Source organism: Paenibacillus sp. XP01, assembly GCF_057364885.1.
Genome location: NZ_CP139481.1, coordinates 3885750 through 3903806 on the forward strand (window position 1 = coordinate 3885750; position 18057 = coordinate 3903806).

Consider the following 18057-nt stretch of genomic DNA (forward strand, 5'->3'; position numbering starts at 1 on the left):
CCCCCTATTCGCTTGTGGTACGTCCGACCGTTAACCTGGAGATGGGACGGACGTTCCGATCACCTTCCACTGTTGAATGCCTGTGGATGTCGTTTCCTTGGCCTTCATGGTAAGGCGGATTTTCGTCGTCGTCACCGGATCGAAGGAGGTCACGTTATACTGATCCGGAAGCACGCCATATGCAGAAGGATCAGGCACCTCCACCCAATCGGTTCCCGTCCAATACTGGATGTAAAACGATGCCGGCAGATCGATCCCATCATTATCGTCAAACCAGTAAACCTCGCTTGAGGAGAGGGTGAACGGTCGATCGAAGTCATACTGCACCCATTGCTCGCTCCCGCGGGTATCCCAGTTTCCGTAGACCGGATGCCCCCTGTCCGCCGAGCTTGTCGGCTCGTATTCGTCATTCAGCCCCGCCAGGCTTTCCCAAGGCGAGACGTAGGAGGCTGAGACGGTTCCTTCGATCGCCACGTTCGGATTTGCGGGATCCGGCGGTTCAACAACCGGCGGCGATGGTTTATCCGCGGCTAGAGCGGCGATCTCTTCCCCAACCAGCGCACGCGAATAGAGCTTGATTTCATCGAGGCTGCCGGCAAAATAATGTCCGTCCGTCCCGGACTTTCCGATATATTTGTTCACTCCGTTCAGCAGGGAACGAATACGTCCTGGATTCACTTCCGAGGTCCTGGCCTGTTCTACCCCATCCAGGTACAGAACTGCCGTGTTTCCGGATAGGGTGACCGCCGCATGATGCCATTGTCCGGATGTCAATCCGCTGCCGGCAACGCTCACGGCTCCTGTCCCTTGCGGGCCCGGTGCTGTGAAACGTAACGTTCCGCCGGCTTCGATGGTTAGGTCCGCCGACGTGCCTGCGGCTGAAACAAATTCGAAAATGCGCGCGCTGGCTGTGTTGATATCCGAATTGTCAGAGGATGCACCGTCCGGACTCGGACCCCCGTTAACGTTTACCCAGGCGGAGAATGTAAAGTCCCGGGTTCCTTTCAGCATCGTATCCGGTAGCTTCATGTAGCTTGACGAGCCGTTCAGGCCCAACCCTCCGCCTCTTGCGCCGTCCGTGCGCGAAGCATGGTAAACGGCGGCATCATGGCCAGCACCGGAATAATCAAGGGCGATACCGGAATCCCCGGCCTCTTCTTCATCAAACAAGTAATTCCCTGCCAGCTCTCCCTGACCGACGTTTAACGTGAATTCCTTTTGCACCGGGGCGCTCTTTTCGTCATAATCCCGAAGCTGTACCGTAAATGTGTAGCTGCCCTTGGCTTTGCCGGATACTTTTCCGGCGATCGTACCTGTGAAGCGGTCCAGCGTCAGCCCCTCCGGCAGCGATCCCCCTGTGATATTCCAATCATAGAAAGGAACTCCGCCTTCGGCCTGCAGCTTCAGTTCATATTGCTGTCCTGGCTTTGCATTGGGAACCGGGACGTTTTGGATGGAAGGGCTAAGAAAAGGCGTCAGGGAACGATTCAATTTCCAGCCTGCTTTTTCCGCAATCAACAGCGTCAGTTTGGTCAGCATCCAGCGCTTGTTGTGAAAGAGATGAGTACGGCCGCCGTTCTGGCCGCTGATCCGGTCCCAGTATTGCGGTTCCCCGGGAATATGATAGGTGTCATCCAGCGGGACCGGGACCCCTTGGTAGGCAACGATATTATCCGCCGTTCCTCCGCTGCGCTTATAAGCAGCCATGCCTCTCCAACTATGGGAAAACGCAAGCGCATGCCCGAATTCGTGCATGATGAGTCCGTACACGTCCGTAGATGTGTCGGACATCTCCGTCAGGTACCACTGCTCATCATCCAGCGAGGTAAACGGCGTTGCGGTATCGTAAAAGTCCAAAATGGTGAGAAGCGACCGGTGAATTCGGTCAGGGACCGTCACGCCGTTGCGTTTATGATATTTCCCGTTGTCGGACGCTCCGCCGGTCGAATAAGGGCCGTTGAGCCCTCTCAGATAGATCCACATCCCGTTGTAAGGCTCATCATTGGTCACGGAGTCATGACCGTCAAAGTTATCCTTTGGCAGCCGGGTGACTTCCGAATTCGCCGGGACGGTATCGAAGGGCTCCATATCAAAGAAGTAGAACCAATCCTTGATCGCCTGTTCGCTGGCCTCTCGGATCGCGGGATCGCTGAAATAGGGCTGGATCGTATCGTATCTGTAATCAAATTTCAGCGGCAGGCTCGGCTCTCTGGCATCATCCTGGTCCCATACGCGAATCGGGGTGGTTTGTTTTCGGACTATGCCATTGGCATCCGTGACCGCGAGCTCCAGCGTGTAATGTTCGATCTCCCCATTGCCTCCGATTCGGTCGGGATGGATTTCGAGCAGAAAGGGCTTGCTTTCGCCGGCATTTTGGAACGTTAACGTCTTTGCCGCCCCGGTTGCGCTCAGCGTGCTCGGACGGTCTATCATCAGGCGGGAAGTGCCTTTGGCTTTAATATCGATCGTCAACGGATAGGCGGCGTCTTCCGGCGGAACTACGTTGAGTTTCACATAAGGGTTGGCGATGTATCCCTGCCAGTCTACCAGCTCAACGCCGTAATCGTTGAGTGTTCTTCCGAAAATGTCAATGATCTTCGCTTCTCCGCCGATGGATTCCGCCTTTACCGACTCGGCCGCAGCCGGGAATGCACATAAGGAAAACAGCAGCGAAAAGCTCAGCGCCATGGATAACCACCTTTTCATACTCATGCCTCCTTATTCCATGTCTTATATAATCGGTCTCTGGCGCCCGAAATACCTGAATGAAATTGGATCAAAGCAGCGGCGCGAATCCGGCGAACATGCTCCATCGCTTCAAGCAGGTTACGTTCCCGGTCCATCCCCGGTGCTCCGGCATCGCGGCAAATGGCGGCCGCCGCGACTCTTCCCTGGGCCATAGCCACCTGCGCGCTTTCGATTCCCGTTATGTTTCCGGCGACGTACAAACCCTCGACCGGCGTCTGCATATCCTCATTGTGCAGCGGAACATGACCACCGAGTTCCTCTGCATACACCAATGGACATCCGGCCACCGCGGCCAATTCGGCGAGCGGGGATAAACCTCCGGCAAGAGCCACAAAATCGACGTTTTCCTCCCGTTCGCTGCCCGGAATGATTTCGCCTGTCCCGGTTACATCCGCCAGCCTCACGGATTCCACGTGATGTTCGCCATTGATCGAAATCGCAGAAGTGCGCAGCCGTAAAGGGATATCCCATATTTTCAGCCCGCGCCGCGGAAAGAAGCGGGATATTGCACCAGCCATCCCCAGGCTGGCGCCCAGCTTTCCCCCGATCCTCATCAGCGGAGACGGGGCCAAATGAGCAAGGCCCAGCAGACGTTTCACTGCTTCTTTAGGCACATCTTCCTTGCTGAATACGGAATTTTGTTCTGGCAGCACGATTCCGGCGAGCGAAATTCCGCTGACGGACAGCTCGCGGGCAATCGCCATGGCGAGCACATTCACGCCGATGATCAGCCCGCGACGGCCCGGCTTCACAAAGTGCACATTGGTCATTACCTGGGCGGCTCCGATCGACATGACCCCTGGCAGCGTCCAGCCCGGCGTCGGCTGGGGAATTTCGGCGGCGCCGGTGGCGAGGAGAACCCTTGCAGCCGTGAACGACGCGCCTCCGGCTCTCACGACCCAGCAACGTTCATTCCGAAACATGCCGTGAACGGAAACGCCGCAGCGGATATCCACTCCCAGCACGCGGCATTGTTCGATCAACTGCTCCGCAGCCTGCCTTCCAACCCACCACTTCCCCTTTTCCTCGTGGAACTGTCCCAGCATGCGCCCGCCGGGCTGCGGGAATTCATCCAGCACAGCTACGCTCAAGCCATGCCCGGCCGCCACTGCGGCGGCCGATAAGCCCGCCGGGCCGGCTCCGACGATCAACAGATCGAATGACGTCGCCGGGGTCATGGCAGCTTCCTCCCCGTAATTTCATTGGACAGCTGCCGCCCTTCGGAAATGCGCATCCCCTCTTCAAGCGGGGTTAGACAGGAGCGCACCTGCCCCTTGCCTTCCACGGTCAGCCGGCATTCCATGCAGTGGCCGATGGCGCAATACAGGCCGCGGACCGCACCGGACTCCTCATGCCTGCGCAGCCTGCGAATCCCCGAGGCCAGCAGGGCAGCCGCAATCGGCTCGCCCTGAAGTCCGGTCAGCGTCCTGCCGCCAAACGTAAAGCTGACCGGTTCCCTGCCTCGTTCCCACCGGCCCAATATCGGATGATTCGTAATCCGTTCCATCACAATTCACCATTGGCCAACTGGCCGAAGGTCACGGGCCGCACCGGAGGACGATGGGACAGGAGCTCCGGGTCTCGGGGTGACTCCGGATTTTGGGCATGCACCCAGGTCTCGAGGAGATGTCTGCATACCCTGCCCTGACAAGCTCCCATGGCGGCCCGCGTTTTCATTTTTAGCTGCCTCGAAGTATGGCATCCTGACCCGTAGGCAGTCTCCAATTGAGCGAGGGTTACTTCTTCGCATCGGCAAATGATCATGGAAGGGCGTTTCATAGGAAACCTCCTATCAATAAGAAATGGCGCATGTCTTAAGCTCGGTGAAAAAATCCAGTCCAGCCTGGCCCTGTTCGCGCGAATGGGAGCTTGACAGCTTCATGCCGCCAAACGGGGACTGATACTCGACACCCGCGGTTTCCTGATTGACACGGACCATTCCGGCCCGAGCCTCGTCCAGGAACCGATGGGCAGCCGATAAATTTCGGGTAAACAGCGAAGCGCTCAGCCCATAAATCGATTGATTGCACAAAGCTACCGCTTCGTCAAAGTCGGCCGCTTTCAGCACCGCGGCGACGGGGCCGAATATTTCCTCCTGGATCAGTGGGTGACCTGCGCTTACGCCGGCGGCTACGATCGGCCGAATATAATACCCCTCTGAATTTCCGGAGACAGGCGGGCCCTGCGCCAGAATATCCGCTTGTTCGTTCGCCATGTGAACATAGGACATGACGGTTTCATACTGGCCTGCGGAAGCCACGGGACCGAGGTAAGCCTCGCTGTCCAATGCCGGGGCCAGCTTAATTTCGGACATGGCATGCGACAATTCCCTGACAAACGAATCGTAGATGCCTGACTCCACGATAATCCGGCTTGTTGCCGTGCATTTTTGCCCCGCCGATCGAAACGCGCCGCTGACAATGAGCGGCACAGCCGTTTCAAGATCGGCGTCGCTTAATACGACGGCAGCATTTTTGCCGCCCATTTCGGTCTGATATTTGATATTGCGCCTGGCGCACATTTGAGCAATGCCAAGTCCTGTGGACGTGGAGCCGGTAAAACTCACGGCGTCCAAAGGCGTTTCCTCCAGCAGCGCCTTGCCGATCCGGCTGCCCTTGCCGATAACCAGATTGATGACGCCGGGCGGAAGCCCAGCTGCTTCAAACAGTTCCGCCAGCCTGGTCGCGGTCAGCGATGCAAGCTCGGCCGGCTTCCATACGACCGTGTTTCCGCAAATCAGCGCGGGCGCTATTTTCCAGATCGGAATGGCCACGGGGAAGTTCCAGGGCGTAATGATGCCCGCCACGCCGAGAGAAACCTTTCTCGTGAATTGCAGCACATTCCGCTCACTCGAAGGGATCACCGTCCCATTCGCCCGAAGGCCCTCGGAAGCGTAGTAACGCAGCAAATTCACTCCCCGCCTTACTTCCCCGCGCATTTCGGCAATCGGTTTTCCCATCTCCAGGCTTGCGAGAAGGGCGACGTCATCCGAGGCCGACTCCAGCAGATCCGCCATCCGTTCCAAATGACCGGCTCTGGCGGGGCCGCTCAAGCCAGACCAAGAGCCGTAAGCTATTCGCGCCGCCTGCTCCGCCTGAACGACCTGCGACGAGTCCGATAAATGCAGCACCCCTACCTGCTCTTTGGTATTGGATGGGCTGAATACGGCGCACTCTCCCGCCGTCGGCTCGATCCATTCTCCACCGATCCAGTTGCGGCTGTTTTTCATTCGCGTTCCTCCTTTTGCAAAGCTCATCATTCAGCTGATCCACCAACTGATCATGGCTGGCTCCATTCACGATTTACAGCAAACTCAAATGCTTCCTTAATGGCGGCATACTCGGCTTCCGGGAGAGGCAGGCGGGGTGGACGCGTCGGTCCTGCCGAAAATCCGGCCAGTTCCATCATATATTTGATCGACTGGACGAGCTGCGGACTGGCATCGAAGTGAAACAGCGGGAGAAGATGGCGATATAGATCGGTTGCCTCCTGAACTTTTCCTTGTCTCGCCAGATTAAAAAGCTCCACGCCTTCCTTGGGCAGGGCATTCGGCACGCCCGAAATCCAGCCCGTTGCCCCGCACAGCGCACCTTCCATGGCTAAATCGTCAACGCCGATCATCACTTCCAGATCGGTGTGCGCCAGAATATCGTGCACGCGGCGGATATCCCCGGAAAATTCCTTCACGGCCACGACATGTTCAAGTCCGGAAAGTCTGGAAAGCAGCTGGGGTGTCAAATCGACTTTGTAATCATGAGGGTTGTTGTAAACGATGATCGGTAACCCCACTTCATTCAGTGCTTCATAATGAGCGACGACCTCGGACTCGAGCGGCTTGTAATTGATCGGCGGCAAGGCCATCACGCCGGCGGCGCCCGCGTCCCTGGCGTGCCGTACCCAATCAACAGCCTGCTTGGTGGAAGGCGCCGCGGAGCCGACGACCACCGGCACTCGCCCTGCCGCGGCTTCGATGACCGTCTCCACCACCTTGGCCCGCTCCTCCTGCGTCAAAGTTGCATATTCGCCCAATGATCCGGCTGGAATCAAACCGTTCACGCCCTGTAAGATGAGCGTATCGCAAAGCTCGGCAAGACGCTGGTAATCGACCTCGTAATCCGCTGTAAACGGTGTGACAAGCGCGACATAGACCCCTTCAAATGTTGGCATATTGATATTTCTCCCCTCAGTGTTATCCAGCCTGCATCGAACTCGATTCAGTACAGAACAAAGCCTTCCGGCAGCGGGTCCGACGGATCGAGCAAAAAGTTCATAAAGCCCAGAATGTGAGCAGTTCCGGTAAGGCTGGGAATGACGGCATGATACCCGTGAGTTTCCGTTTCACTCGCGATGCTTCCTACGATTTGGGCGCCAGTGATGCCTTCATATATAACCTGCTGCCCGGGCTCCAGCGGACAGCGGGCATGCAGAACCGCCATGTGGGCGCAGGCGGCGGCCCCTCCGGGCGACCGATCAAGCTGCTCTCCGGCCAATGCAGCCGCACAGCGATATGCGAGCCGGTTCGGGTGTCCGTCATCGCCCGTTGCATCGTGCCTTTGATAAAAAAAGACGCCGTGAATTCCGGTTATCCAGTCCAATTGCGGATGCCTTACCTCAAGCTGCCGCTCGATCTCCTCCCGGATCAGCCTGCCCCATTCCCGCAGCTTCGGAAGCGCAAAAACATCACCGGTTTCCCACATCGACGTATCGACGACAGCATAAAACTCACCGCCAAAGGCGACATCGACCCTTGCCTCCATGCCTTGAACCTTCACCGCAAGCTGCTCGGCATACACGAAGCTTGGGACATTCCAAAAAGAAACCGAGCGGACCTCATGCCCGTTGCAGTCGGCAAATGCCTTGATCGTTCCAGCAGGGCAATCGATCAGAATGCCTTTGGCCGCTTCCGAAGGCGACAGCTGTCCCGTTGACGTCCATGCCGCGACGGCGGCGATGATTCCGTGGCCGCTAATGGCCGAAAGGCCGGCCTGGTTCAGGAATAACAGTCCGAAGCTTGCTTCCTCCGTCGTTGGTGCCGTCACAATCGCCCCCGTCATCTCGCGGTGTCCACGCGGTTCAGCCAGCAGCAGCTTTCGGACGGAATCGAAATGTCGTTTGAAAAATAAAGACTTCTCATACTGGGAGGAGCCGCTGATCTGCGGCAGCCCCCCGGTGATGATCCGCAGCGGTTGACCGCAGGAATGCGTATCAAGCGCCGCATACCATTTCGTTGTTTCCATAGTGCCGGCCTCCGATTAACTTCGTTAGAGCAGGAAGAATCCCTGACTCAGCGGGTCTTTGTCCTGATAAACAAACTGATGAAAGCCCGTAATCCATGCCGAACCGGATATTTCGGGAATGACTGCCGTCCTGCCGCCCACGGTCGTTTCCTCCAACACTTTGGCCTGGAACATGGAGCCCACGATGCTTTCATGCACAAACTCCTCTCCCTTTTGCAGTTCCCCCTTGGCGTAAAGCACAGCAACCTTCGCCGAAGTCCCCGTACCGCAGGGAGAGCGGTCAATGCCGCCGGGGGGCACAACAACCGTATTCCGGCAGCTGGCCGACGGCGATACGGGATCACTATAGAACTCGATATGGGTGAGTCCGCGAATGACGGGAAATTCGGGATGTACCACCTCGATTTCACGATTGACCGCCTCCCGGATCTTGATCGCCAGCCCGACGATTTCCGAACCGCGGCCGGGAACGAGCGGCAGACGAAGCGGACGCGCATCCACAAGCCCGTAAAAATTGCCCCCGTACGCAATATCCACGGAAATGACGCCAACACCCTCGACGCGAACCTGTACATCAGACTGGTATAAAAAGGAGGCGATGTTGGTGAACGAAACCTTTTTCACCTTTCCGTTCTCCACCGTAAGCTTTGCTTTCACCATACCCGCCGGCGTATCCAAATGGATGACGTCTTTGCTTTCCGGATAAATTCCTCCCTCGATCATCGCGGTGCATAAACCGATGGTGTCGTGTCCGCACATTGGCAAATATCCGCCGCTTTCAATGAAGACAACCCCGATGTCTGCCTCTTTATTGCATGGCGGGGTCAAAATGCAGCCTGACATGACTTCGTGTCCCCGCGGCTCCAGCATCATGGCCTGGCGAAAATCGTCGTAATGCTCGGACATGTACACCATCTTCTCGGTCATTGTGCGGCCGATCAGCTCGGGTGCTCCGCTTGTTACGGTCCGGGTGGGGTTTCCCCCCGTGTGCGTGTCGATCGTGGTCACCAGCTTGAATATTTTCAAAAGACTACCTCCTGTCTGCCCGCCTCTCGGCGGAAACGGTCATAACGCAGCGGATCAACCGGAATGCAGGTCGGGACTCCTTTCAGCATTTCGCTAATGACTTTTCCCGTAACGGCCGCGAGGCTGATGCCATCGCCCTCGTGTCCTGCCGCAATGTAGAATCCGGGAATTTCATCAACGGCAGATACGATCGGCAAATGATCCGGCGTCCAAGGGCGCAGCCCCGCATAAGTTCGAAGCAGCGGAACCTGTTTCAGGACAGGAAAAAATCGAATCGCCCTTTCAGCGATAAGCTGGATGACCTCCTGATCCACCCGGGCGTCCATCCCCGCAAATTGGCGGCTCGAGCCAATCAGGAAATTTTGCGAAGCAGTCGGTTCGAATACGAGCGCGATCCCGTATTGTTCAAATTTCGGTTCCACGCTGCGTTTTCCGCCAAACTTGCTCATCAGGTAACCGAATTCCATCACCTTTCGCTTCCCGATGCTCTCCCAGCGGGAAGCGACCAGAATGTGACCTTTGCGGGGTTCGATCGGAATATCCAGTCCGACCATTTGTCCAATATGCTTCGACCATACCCCTGCAGCATTGATGACGGTCCGGGTATGAATCGTGCCGGCGGCGGTCTCCACCCCGCGTATTCTCCGCTTTGCATCAAGCAAAATCGCCGTAACGGGCGTATGAACCCGCAGCCTGGCTCCGTACCGTCGGGCGGCAGATGCCAGCGAATAGGCGAGCAGCACCGGATTCACCGTCGAATCCGTGGCACACTCCAAGCCGCCGGGCAGATCTTCGGCCAGTGCCGGCCATTCGCTGCGGAGATCTTTCTGGTCGAGCATGCGGAACGGAAGGCCGGCCTCACGCTGGCGTAAAACCCAGTTTTCGGCGGCAAGCATCTCCTCTTCCGTCTCGCAGACCAGAATGCTGCCGGGGGCGCGGTATTCAAATTCCTCACCCAGCTCCCGAGCCCATTCCGCCACCAGCTCCTGCGATTTTAAGGACATCTGGCTGTCAAAGCCGGGGTCCTTGTCAATCGCAAGAATATTGCCGTCGCATTTGGAAGAGGTTCCTCCGGCGAGCTCCCCTCGCTCCACCACAATCACGTCCATACCTTGCTTCGCTGCATAATAAGCAATGGACAGGCCGATAATGCCTCCGCCGATGACGACAACTTCCGCAGATTCCGCATTCATGAATCGCTCCCCTGCCTCCCCTCTTACAACACAATCAGTTCTTTATTCGATGTTGTCAGCACTTCAATGCCCGTATCGGTAATCAGAATATCGTCTTCGATGCGAACGCCTCCAAAATCAGGAAGATAGATGCCGGGCTCAACCGTCATAATCATGCCAGGCTCCAGCCGATCCTCCGTTTGTTTGGAAAACCGCATAAGCTCGTGAATCTCCAAACCAAAGGCATGACCAAGGCCATGGCCGAAATACTCCCCGTACCCGCGGCGGGAAATATACTCCCTGGCCAACGCGTCGCCCTCCTTCCCGGTCATGCCCGGTTTCAGTCCCTCCAGAACGGATTTGTTAGCGTCCAACACGATCCCGTATATTTCCCGATGGCGTTCGGTCGGTTTGCCGATAAAAACCGTGCGCGTTAAATCGGAACAGTATCCATCGTAATTCGCGCCGAAATCCAGGGTCACGAATTCATTCATGCCCAGCGGCTTGTCGCTGGCCAATCCGTGCGGAAGCGACGAGCGCGCGCCGGAAGCGACGATGGTCGGATACGCCGACGACACCGCGCCTTTTTTACGCATGAAATATTCCAGCTCCGTCGCCACCTCCCTTTCGGTCACGCCCGGCTTCATTACGCCCAGAATAAACGCAAAAGCCTGTTCCGTAATTTCGATCGCCTTGCGGATACAACGCTGTTCCTCCTCGTCCTTGATGCCGCGCAGCTTTTCGATGACATTTCCGGTTGGCGCCAGCTCGATCCCTGCAAACGTCCGCTCGTACGCTTCATAGTCGGCAAAAGGAACATGATGTTTTTCAAACCCCATTTTCTTGACGCCGGCAGTACTCAGTTTTTCACGGATGAATTCAAGAGGCTCGCCCCCATGCTGCACCACTTCAAATTCCATGGCTTGCTGCTCCGCTTGGCGAACATAACGAAAATCGGTCACCAGCCATGCCTGCTCCTGTGTAATTACGGCCCAACCGGCGGTGCCCGTAAAGCCGGTAACGTATCTCCGGTTAAACGGACTGGAAATCAACAGTGCATCCAGTTCCTGCCGCGCAATTGCTTCTCTTGCCTTGCCGAGTCGCCGAGCTTTCATATTGGATCACGCTCCTTCCGTATTGTGACAAAGCGAATGTATACAGTCTCTTCAGCATGTAACGAAATTGGGTTGAATTTTCTTCAACCATGTTGAATCATAGGGATGCCGACTCTTGAATTACCCCTTCATTCCGGTCAACGTAATCCCTTCGATAAAATAACGCTGGCCTATGAAAAAAACGACGATAACCGGTAAAATAACGACGGTCGAGGCCGCCATCAAAAGATGCCACTGCGCGCTGTGAAGCGACTGGAACATTTGCAGGCCCAGCGCCAGCGTGAACTTTCTCTCCTCATTCAAGTACACCAGCGGTCCCATGAAGTCGTTCCAGGAATTCATAAAGGAGAACAATCCGATCACGATCAGAGGCGGTTTGGACAAAGGAATGATGATCCGGGTGAAAATGGTCCACGGGCCTGCACCATCCACATATGCAGCTTCGTCCATATCTTTCGGTATCGTGGAATAAAACTGCCGGAGCAAAAAGATATCAAAGGCCGAGCCAAACCATACCGGCAGAATCAGCGGGACATACGTATTGATCAGGTCGGCAAACCTCCACCCGATAAACGTAGGAATCAAGGTGACGGCGCCGGGAAGCATCATGCTGGCCAGCAGCAGGCCGAAGAAGAGCCGTCTTCCCGGCCATTCCAGCCTGGCGTAGCTGTAAGCTCCAATCGAACTGCTGAAGAGTGCTCCAAACAGACAGCTGACCGTAATGATCAGTGTGTTGCGGAAAAACAGGAAAAAGTCGATGGTGGTTAGCGCCTCCACATAGTTTTGAAGCTGAAAGGGCGAAGGAATCCACTTCGGCGGCATCTCGAAAATTTGCAGCGAATTCATCATGGAACTGCGTACCAGCCAAAACAGGGGCAGCAAGCAGAAGGCAGCTCCCGCAATGAGGATCGAGTAAACGATAATCTGCTGAATACGGCGGCTTTTCTTCACAGGGAGCTACACCTCGCTTTCATAGAATACCCAGGATTTCGACGTGCGGAAGAATATGACCGTGACCAAAAGCACGATGATGAACAGAATCCACGCAATGGCGGATGCTTGCCCCATTTCCCCGAACTGAAAAGCCTGCCGATAAATATAGTAGTTATAAAACAGGCTGGCATTGTTGGGCCCTCCCTGCGTCATAATCAGCGCCTCGGTAAATACCTGGAAGGCTCCGATCGATCCCATGATCAGATTAAAGAAGATAATTGGCGTCATCATGGGAATCGTAATATGCCGGAATTTCCGGAATGCGCCGGCACCGTCCACAATGGCCGCCTCATACAAGGATCGCGGCACCCCTTGCAGGCCTGCAAGGAAAATGATGATGGTGCTCCCCATCCCCCAAAGGCTCATCATCACAATCGAAGGCACCACCGTTTGTTCGGAATACAACCAGTCGAGCGTAGGCAGATTCAGTGCTTCAAGAAAGCTGTTGAACAGTCCCAGATCAGGACTAAACAGCCAGATCCAGATCATGGAAGAGGCGACCGCAGGCACGATGGACGGCAAATAAAAGATCGTGCGAAAGACGGATTTGCCGCGAATGAACTGCATGTTCAGCAAAAAAGCAGCCATAAAGGAGAACACAAGACCAAGCGGAACACGGAGAATGACGTATTTCAAGGTGACCCATAACGAATTGTAGAAATAGGGATCCGTCCCGTCAAAGAGCCGAATATAATTGGCGAATCCGATAAATTTAGGCGTGTTGACGATCCGGTAATCCGTAAAGCTGAGCAGCAAACTGGCGAGCATCGGCAGCATGACAAACAACATCAGTCCCACAATGCTGGGTAGGGCGAACAGGATGCCCGCCATGGCGATCCGGCGTTTGTGCTGAATATGAATCCCCCCTATCTTCAATGAATACCGTCAAAGTCATGGACAGACCGCGGTTTGCTGCTTCCGCCGAAAAGGATCACCTTCCGTAATAACCCTCGATCAGCGGCACAACTTTGGGCTCCACCCCTTTTAGCGCCTCTTCCGCTTTTTGTTTGCCCGTCCATACCAAGTCAAGTGCCGGCGTGACGAGCGCGTTGATTTTGTCCAGATTCTTTACTTCAAAGCCGGGCGTGCGGATTCCGTTTTCAATGGTTTGTTTCATAAAAGCTTCCGTGTAGCCTTCCGGGTGCGCTTTGTTCCCCGCCGCCCATTTGTTGATCAGTTCGGGATTCGTGTACCACTCCTTCTTCAGCGGCATCCATAATCCGCCCTCGATCAACGGCAGTACCGATTCGGGATCGGTCATATATTTATACAGCAGCCAAGCTTCTTCCGGATGTTTGGTTGATTTGAAAATGACCGTTGGTGCACCGTCCAGCAGCGTGTTGCTTTCCTTCAGCTTCGGCAGGACTCCGACGCCGAGATTAAAATCCTGTTCCGCAAAGGCTTGAAGCGCCCAGTTGCCGGATACCGTCATGGCGACCTTTTTCGTCTGAAGCGCCGTATCCGGCATGTTTTTGGCCTGCACCGGCGTAGGGGAAACATGGTGCACATACATCAGGTCCGCAAGCTTTTGAATCGCCTCAATCGCTTCCGGCTGGGCCAGCCCGAAGCCTTTACCGTCTTCGGTCAGGAAGTTCCCGCCGTTGGATACCACCGCCGCCATCATATTGTACGGATCATACTGAAGGCCGAACTGCCTGATTTTATCCGGGTTGAAATTCGGGTCCAACGCATTTCTTCCCTGATCATCGAGCGTTAATTTTTTGGCATACTCCACAAATGTGTCCCAATCCCATGCTTTGTCTGCATCCGTTGGAGGCAGCTCGACTCCCGCTTCCAGCAGCAAATCCTTGTTGTACATAAGACCATACCCTTCAACAGCGGTACTCGTCCCGATGATGTTGCCAGGAGCAATTTCATACCATATCTGATCCAGGTAATCGTCCTTGTTGAAATCAGGATCGTTTTCCATGAGCGGGGTGAGGTTCAGCAGCTTCCCGTCACGTCCCCAGCTCAGAGCGGCCCCCGATGACAGGTAACCGAGATCCGGTGCAACGTTGCCTGCAACCATCGTCGTCAATTTGGTCAAATAATCCGCTGGAACATGCATCGGTTCGACCTGGATCCCGGTTTCCTGTTCAAAACGCTCAAGCGCCTCCGTAACTGTTTTCTTTTCAATGGTGTCTCCCCAAAAGGAAAATTTAAGTGTGACGGGCTCCTCTTGACCGTTCTGGCCGCCTTGGGCTTCAGGAGCATTTCCGGTATCCGAGCAGCCCGCCAGCAGCAAGCTGATCGCCAGAGCAGACGATAATATCGCTCCTGTGAGACGTTTGGCTATGTTCATCTGCGAAACCTCCATTCATTGGCTGATGGTTTGTATATTTATTGTAAAAAAAATCCGTCGCCCAAAAAATTCGAACATATTTGTATAGGTGGAGTATTTTCACATGTTTGATGCCGGCAGGTTGATTTGTACCCTAGTGCCCTGTCCCTCAACTGAAGTCAGGGTGACGCCATAGCCGTCCCCATAGATGAGTTTGATTCTTTTGTCCACATTCCGGATGCCGATGGATTCGCCTGCACGCTTACCCAACTCTTCCAATTTGCTCGGAGCGATGCCCGTGCCGTTATCCTCGACCGTGAAAAAACGTTCGCGTCCGGTCACCCATCCCCGGATGACGATCTCTCCCCCGCTATGCAAACGGGAAAATCCGTGAACGATCGCGTTTTCGACAAACGGCTGCAGGAACAGCTTGGGCACTTGGTATGCATACAGCTCGGGGGCAATGTCATAGCTGACGGTAAACCGGTCTTCGAAACGCTGATTGGTAATGAAAATATAATGCTTCAGCCAGTTCAGGTCGTCGGCCAAATCGCCGGTGTCCTGGCTGTTCCGGGTCGTATACTGCAGCATGGAGGATAAACTGACGATCATGCGGCTCAGCTCGGTCTGGTTGTTTTCAAGCGCCGTCCAATTCATGATGTTCAGCGTGTTGTACATAAAATGGGGATTCAGCTGAATGTTCAGCGACATGATCTCGGTCTCTTTTTCCCGCAGCTTGACTTTGTAATTCTCTTCGATCAAATTGTTGATTTTGACATTCATTTGATTGAATTTGTGGATTAACAGTCCCATCTCGTTATAGGATTCAACGGGAATTCGCGTATCGAACTCGCCCTCACCCGTTTTTTTGATGGCTTGCAGCAGCTGATGAATGGGCTTGGTAATGGAATTGGCAAAAATATACGCGAGCAGGAGTGAAAGAAGCAGGAGGATCACGGCCAAGTAAAAGGTGTAGGATTTGATCTCCGGCAAAAAAGCCGACACCATCGCTTCGGGCGATATGGTGATCCCCGAGATCCATCCCGTCACCCCAGACGTATCAAAACAAATGATAAGCGGCTTTCCATCCTGCGTCACATTCAAGGTTCCGCTTTTCCTCTCCGTCATTTCATCCAGCCAAGCGGGATCGATGGCAGCCGTTTCCTGCTCCATGGATGTGCCCGCCACTGGCTGCCCTTCCGGGCTGATCACAAAAAAAGAAGCTCCGGCGGACGGGAGCGTGTCGGCGAAGCGGGAATGGTACATTTCCGGCCGATACACAACGGCCAGCACGGGAAGCTCGGCCTTGCCCTGCAGTTCGGCGACTTCGCCATTATTGATATTGAACAGCTTCAGCAAACGGACGCCAGCCAGCAGGCGAACATATTCGGGAGGCTTGGAACGGCGGATATTCTGCTGAAACATGTGATCAAACGAAAAGGTAGGTACCCACTCCATCGCCCCGTCCCCCTGTAAAGCTGCTTGGTATAATGCCGTTTGGTTGAAGCTGCTATACGGAATAAAAGGAGAGGCGCCCGTGGAGCCAATATTGGAATAACTGGTTATGAGATGGATGGAATACATCTGTCCCTGGTCCGTAAAGTACGTGTTTAACGTCCGGCTGACCTTTTTTTCCATCGAGATCATGCTGTATTCGTCATCAGGGTTTGCATGCAGGTACTGCTCATACAACGTTTGGTCCGCGATCATGGCCAGGCTGCTTTCTTCTACCCGCGCGAGTTCGGCGTCCATGATTTCATTGTTTTGTTTAACGATGGAATACCAATTTTGCTTGGCAAATTCGGAGACGAAATCCCTGCTTGAATGAAAATACATCCAGCTCAGGATGCTGAGGGGGAGCGAAACGATGAGTGCATAAGTCAGGAAAAGCTTGGACCTGTAGGTGAGATCTTTAAAACGCGGCAATGGACAACGTCCTCTCAAATGGCATCCCTTCCTTTTAGCGAATAGCAGATAGATGGCGATACTCTTCGGGGCTTGTGCCAAACTCCTTGCGAAACAGACGAATGAAATACTTTGCGTCCTTGTACCCTACGCTTTCGGCAATTTGGTACACTTTCCGGGGGGTCTGCAGCAGCAAGTCGGCGGCAGCCTTCATTCGGGTATGCGTGATGTACTGATGAACGGTCATCTGGGAGTGGGTTTTGAAAAGCATGCAAAAATACGAGGGATTAAAATGAAATTTCGTTGCCAGCGTACTGAGCGACAAATCATCTTCGTCATAGTGCGTATCAATATAAGCCTTGCAGCTGTCGATAATGGATTCGGCTTTGCACTGCCGTCGTTGTTCCAGACGTTCCGTCAGCCCGAAGATCCATTCCCGCGCCGCCTCTTTAAGTTCATTTACGGTATGACAGTGAAGCAGTGCTTCCTCATAGGCTGTGCTATTCAAGGGTGCAAACCCTTTTTCCATTAAAAGGGAAGCCGCTTGATGAATCGATGCAGCGAGAAAATATTTCAATTTTTCCGGCTCGGGAAAGGCGTTCCCGTCATCCTGGCGAACAGCGGAATCCAGACAGGCCTCAATTTCCGGCTTGTTTCCGGACAACACCGCTCTGATCAGCCCGTTGATTTCAAGCTTCACGACGGCAGGCGGGTCTTCGCTATTGATCTGCCCGGCTCCGTACAGAGCCCCTCCGCCTTTATAAAATCTGGCTTTGAGCGCATGGCAGGCTTGCTGGTAAGCTAGTCTGACGCCATGCCATTCGGCAAAACAACGCCCCAAGCCAAACGTTAGTTCCGCTCCGTATGTCTGCAGGAAGTGTCTAATGACCCCATGAAGGCTGTCCTCGAAGCCGGGCGGCACCATGGAGGTCGACTCGGAGTTCATAATCAAGACGGTGAGCATTCTTTCCTTCATGCAAAATGCGCAGGAGAATCCGAATTCCTCCATGATCTCCAGCAGTGTCCCTTTGAGGCTGCTCAGCAGAAGCTGATGGTCTTTCGCCATGCCAAAAACTGCGGCCAGCACGACCCCTTGCTTGAATGCCGGGAATGTGCTTTCCAGCAATCGATAATTCTGGTCAGATGGATATCCTTCCAGCAGTTCGGATAGTGCGGATTCCAAGCATGCCAGACGCGCAGTGCTGGCTTTACGCTCTGCTTTCGCAAGCAGCGGCATGATGTTTTTTTCCTCCACCGGTTTAAGCAAATAATCGCTGGCGCCTAACTGGAGCGCACGCTGCGCATAAACAAAATCGGAATAAGCACTTAAAATGACAACGCTTTCATCTCTTCCCCTGCGCGTCAACTGTTCCATTAATTCCAGGCCGTCCATCACCGGCATCTGAATGTCCGTAAACACCAGATCCATCGAATGAACATCCAAACTTTCCAAAGCCTCCTGCCCGTCTCTGGCATCAAAGATGGTATACTCCGGTTTCAGAGCCTTCAGCATGCGGGACAGCCCTCTTCTGTGCCTCGGTTCGTCATCCACAACCAAAATATTTAACATGTTTCATCCC

Annotated in this window: 15 protein-coding genes; all 15 read right to left on the reverse strand. The window is 54.6% G+C overall.

What is annotated here, in order from left to right; genetic code table 11:
• Nucleotides 1–30 precede the first annotated feature (30 nt).
• Complete coding sequence (locus tag SNR34_RS17495) at nt 31–2706, reverse strand: LamG-like jellyroll fold domain-containing protein (RefSeq protein ID WP_486179770.1); 2676 nt, start codon at nt 2704–2706, stop codon at nt 31–33.
• 2 nt (nt 2707–2708) lie between these two features.
• Entirely contained in the window at nt 2709–3926 is a 1218-nt protein-coding gene (locus tag SNR34_RS17500; protein WP_486179771.1) for an NAD(P)/FAD-dependent oxidoreductase, read from the reverse strand.
• Complete coding sequence (locus tag SNR34_RS17505; protein WP_438286782.1) at nt 3923–4255, reverse strand: (2Fe-2S)-binding protein; 333 nt, start codon at nt 4253–4255, stop codon at nt 3923–3925. Before SNR34_RS17505 ends, SNR34_RS17500 begins: the two co-directional genes overlap by 4 nt.
• Complete coding sequence (locus tag SNR34_RS17510; RefSeq protein ID WP_236412573.1) at nt 4255–4527, reverse strand: (2Fe-2S)-binding protein; 273 nt, start codon at nt 4525–4527, stop codon at nt 4255–4257. The genes SNR34_RS17505 and SNR34_RS17510 overlap by 1 nt, the downstream gene beginning before the upstream one ends.
• A gap of 13 nt (nt 4528–4540) precedes the next feature.
• Nucleotides 4541–5977 carry an aldehyde dehydrogenase family protein gene (locus SNR34_RS17515; protein WP_486179772.1) on the reverse strand — a complete coding sequence of 479 codons (1437 nt, stop codon included), beginning with the start codon at nt 5975–5977 and terminating at the stop codon, nt 4541–4543.
• Nucleotides 5978–6027: 50 nt separating this feature from the next.
• A complete protein-coding gene (locus SNR34_RS17520; protein ID WP_486179773.1) occupies nt 6028–6915 on the reverse strand; it encodes a dihydrodipicolinate synthase family protein in 888 nt (295 codons plus the stop codon).
• A gap of 47 nt (nt 6916–6962) precedes the next feature.
• Nucleotides 6963–7985, reverse strand: a complete 1023-nt coding sequence (locus SNR34_RS17525) for a proline racemase family protein (protein ID WP_486179774.1) — start codon at nt 7983–7985, stop codon at nt 6963–6965.
• A gap of 24 nt (nt 7986–8009) precedes the next feature.
• Nucleotides 8010–9011, reverse strand: a complete 1002-nt coding sequence (locus SNR34_RS17530; RefSeq protein ID WP_486179775.1) for a proline racemase family protein — start codon at nt 9009–9011, stop codon at nt 8010–8012.
• Nucleotides 9008–10204: an NAD(P)/FAD-dependent oxidoreductase gene (locus SNR34_RS17535; RefSeq protein ID WP_486179776.1), complete on the reverse strand. Its 1197-nt coding sequence runs from the start codon at nt 10202–10204 to the stop codon at nt 9008–9010. The genes SNR34_RS17530 and SNR34_RS17535 overlap by 4 nt, the downstream gene beginning before the upstream one ends.
• A gap of 23 nt (nt 10205–10227) precedes the next feature.
• Nucleotides 10228–11298, reverse strand: coding sequence for a M24 family metallopeptidase (locus SNR34_RS17540; protein WP_486179777.1), 1071 nt, complete (start codon nt 11296–11298; stop codon nt 10228–10230).
• A gap of 120 nt (nt 11299–11418) precedes the next feature.
• Nucleotides 11419–12249 (reverse strand): carbohydrate ABC transporter permease, encoded by an 831-nt coding sequence (locus tag SNR34_RS17545; protein ID WP_236412564.1) that lies wholly within the window; start codon nt 12247–12249, stop codon nt 11419–11421.
• A 6-nt stretch (nt 12250–12255) separates the two neighbouring features.
• Nucleotides 12256–13059, reverse strand: coding sequence for a carbohydrate ABC transporter permease (locus SNR34_RS17550; RefSeq protein ID WP_486182479.1), 804 nt, complete (start codon nt 13057–13059; stop codon nt 12256–12258).
• A 163-nt stretch (nt 13060–13222) separates the two neighbouring features.
• Nucleotides 13223–14593: an ABC transporter substrate-binding protein gene (locus SNR34_RS17555; protein WP_486179778.1), complete on the reverse strand. Its 1371-nt coding sequence runs from the start codon at nt 14591–14593 to the stop codon at nt 13223–13225.
• A gap of 99 nt (nt 14594–14692) precedes the next feature.
• Nucleotides 14693–16498, reverse strand: a complete 1806-nt coding sequence (locus SNR34_RS17560; protein WP_486179779.1) for a sensor histidine kinase — start codon at nt 16496–16498, stop codon at nt 14693–14695.
• Nucleotides 16499–16532: 34 nt separating this feature from the next.
• Nucleotides 16533–18047 carry a response regulator gene (locus SNR34_RS17565; protein ID WP_486179780.1) on the reverse strand — a complete coding sequence of 505 codons (1515 nt, stop codon included), beginning with the start codon at nt 18045–18047 and terminating at the stop codon, nt 16533–16535.
• Between the last annotated feature and the right edge of the window lie 10 nt (nt 18048–18057).

Coding starts and splice junctions, on each gene's coding strand:
- SNR34_RS17525 (WP_486179774.1), bottom strand. CDS start 7,985: ATGGAAACAACGAAATGGTATGCGGCGCTTGATACGCATTCCTGCGGT.
- SNR34_RS17510 (WP_236412573.1), bottom strand. CDS start 4,527: ATGAAACGCCCTTCCATGATCATTTGCCGATGCGAAGAAGTAACCCTC.
- SNR34_RS17565 (WP_486179780.1), bottom strand. CDS start 18,047: ATGTTAAATATTTTGGTTGTGGATGACGAACCGAGGCACAGAAGAGGG.
- SNR34_RS17515 (WP_486179772.1), bottom strand. CDS start 5,977: ATGAAAAACAGCCGCAACTGGATCGGTGGAGAATGGATCGAGCCGACG.
- SNR34_RS17535 (WP_486179776.1), bottom strand. CDS start 10,204: ATGAATGCGGAATCTGCGGAAGTTGTCGTCATCGGCGGAGGCATTATC.
- SNR34_RS17550 (WP_486182479.1), bottom strand. CDS start 13,059: ATGCTCGCCAGTTTGCTGCTCAGCTTTACGGATTACCGGATCGTCAAC.
- SNR34_RS17520 (WP_486179773.1), bottom strand. CDS start 6,915: ATGCCAACATTTGAAGGGGTCTATGTCGCGCTTGTCACACCGTTTACA.
- SNR34_RS17540 (WP_486179777.1), bottom strand. CDS start 11,298: ATGAAAGCTCGGCGACTCGGCAAGGCAAGAGAAGCAATTGCGCGGCAG.
- SNR34_RS17495 (WP_486179770.1), bottom strand. CDS start 2,706: ATGAAAAGGTGGTTATCCATGGCGCTGAGCTTTTCGCTGCTGTTTTCC.
- SNR34_RS17500 (WP_486179771.1), bottom strand. CDS start 3,926: ATGACCCCGGCGACGTCATTCGATCTGTTGATCGTCGGAGCCGGCCCG.
- SNR34_RS17555 (WP_486179778.1), bottom strand. CDS start 14,593: ATGAACATAGCCAAACGTCTCACAGGAGCGATATTATCGTCTGCTCTG.
- SNR34_RS17505 (WP_438286782.1), bottom strand. CDS start 4,255: ATGGAACGGATTACGAATCATCCGATATTGGGCCGGTGGGAACGAGGC.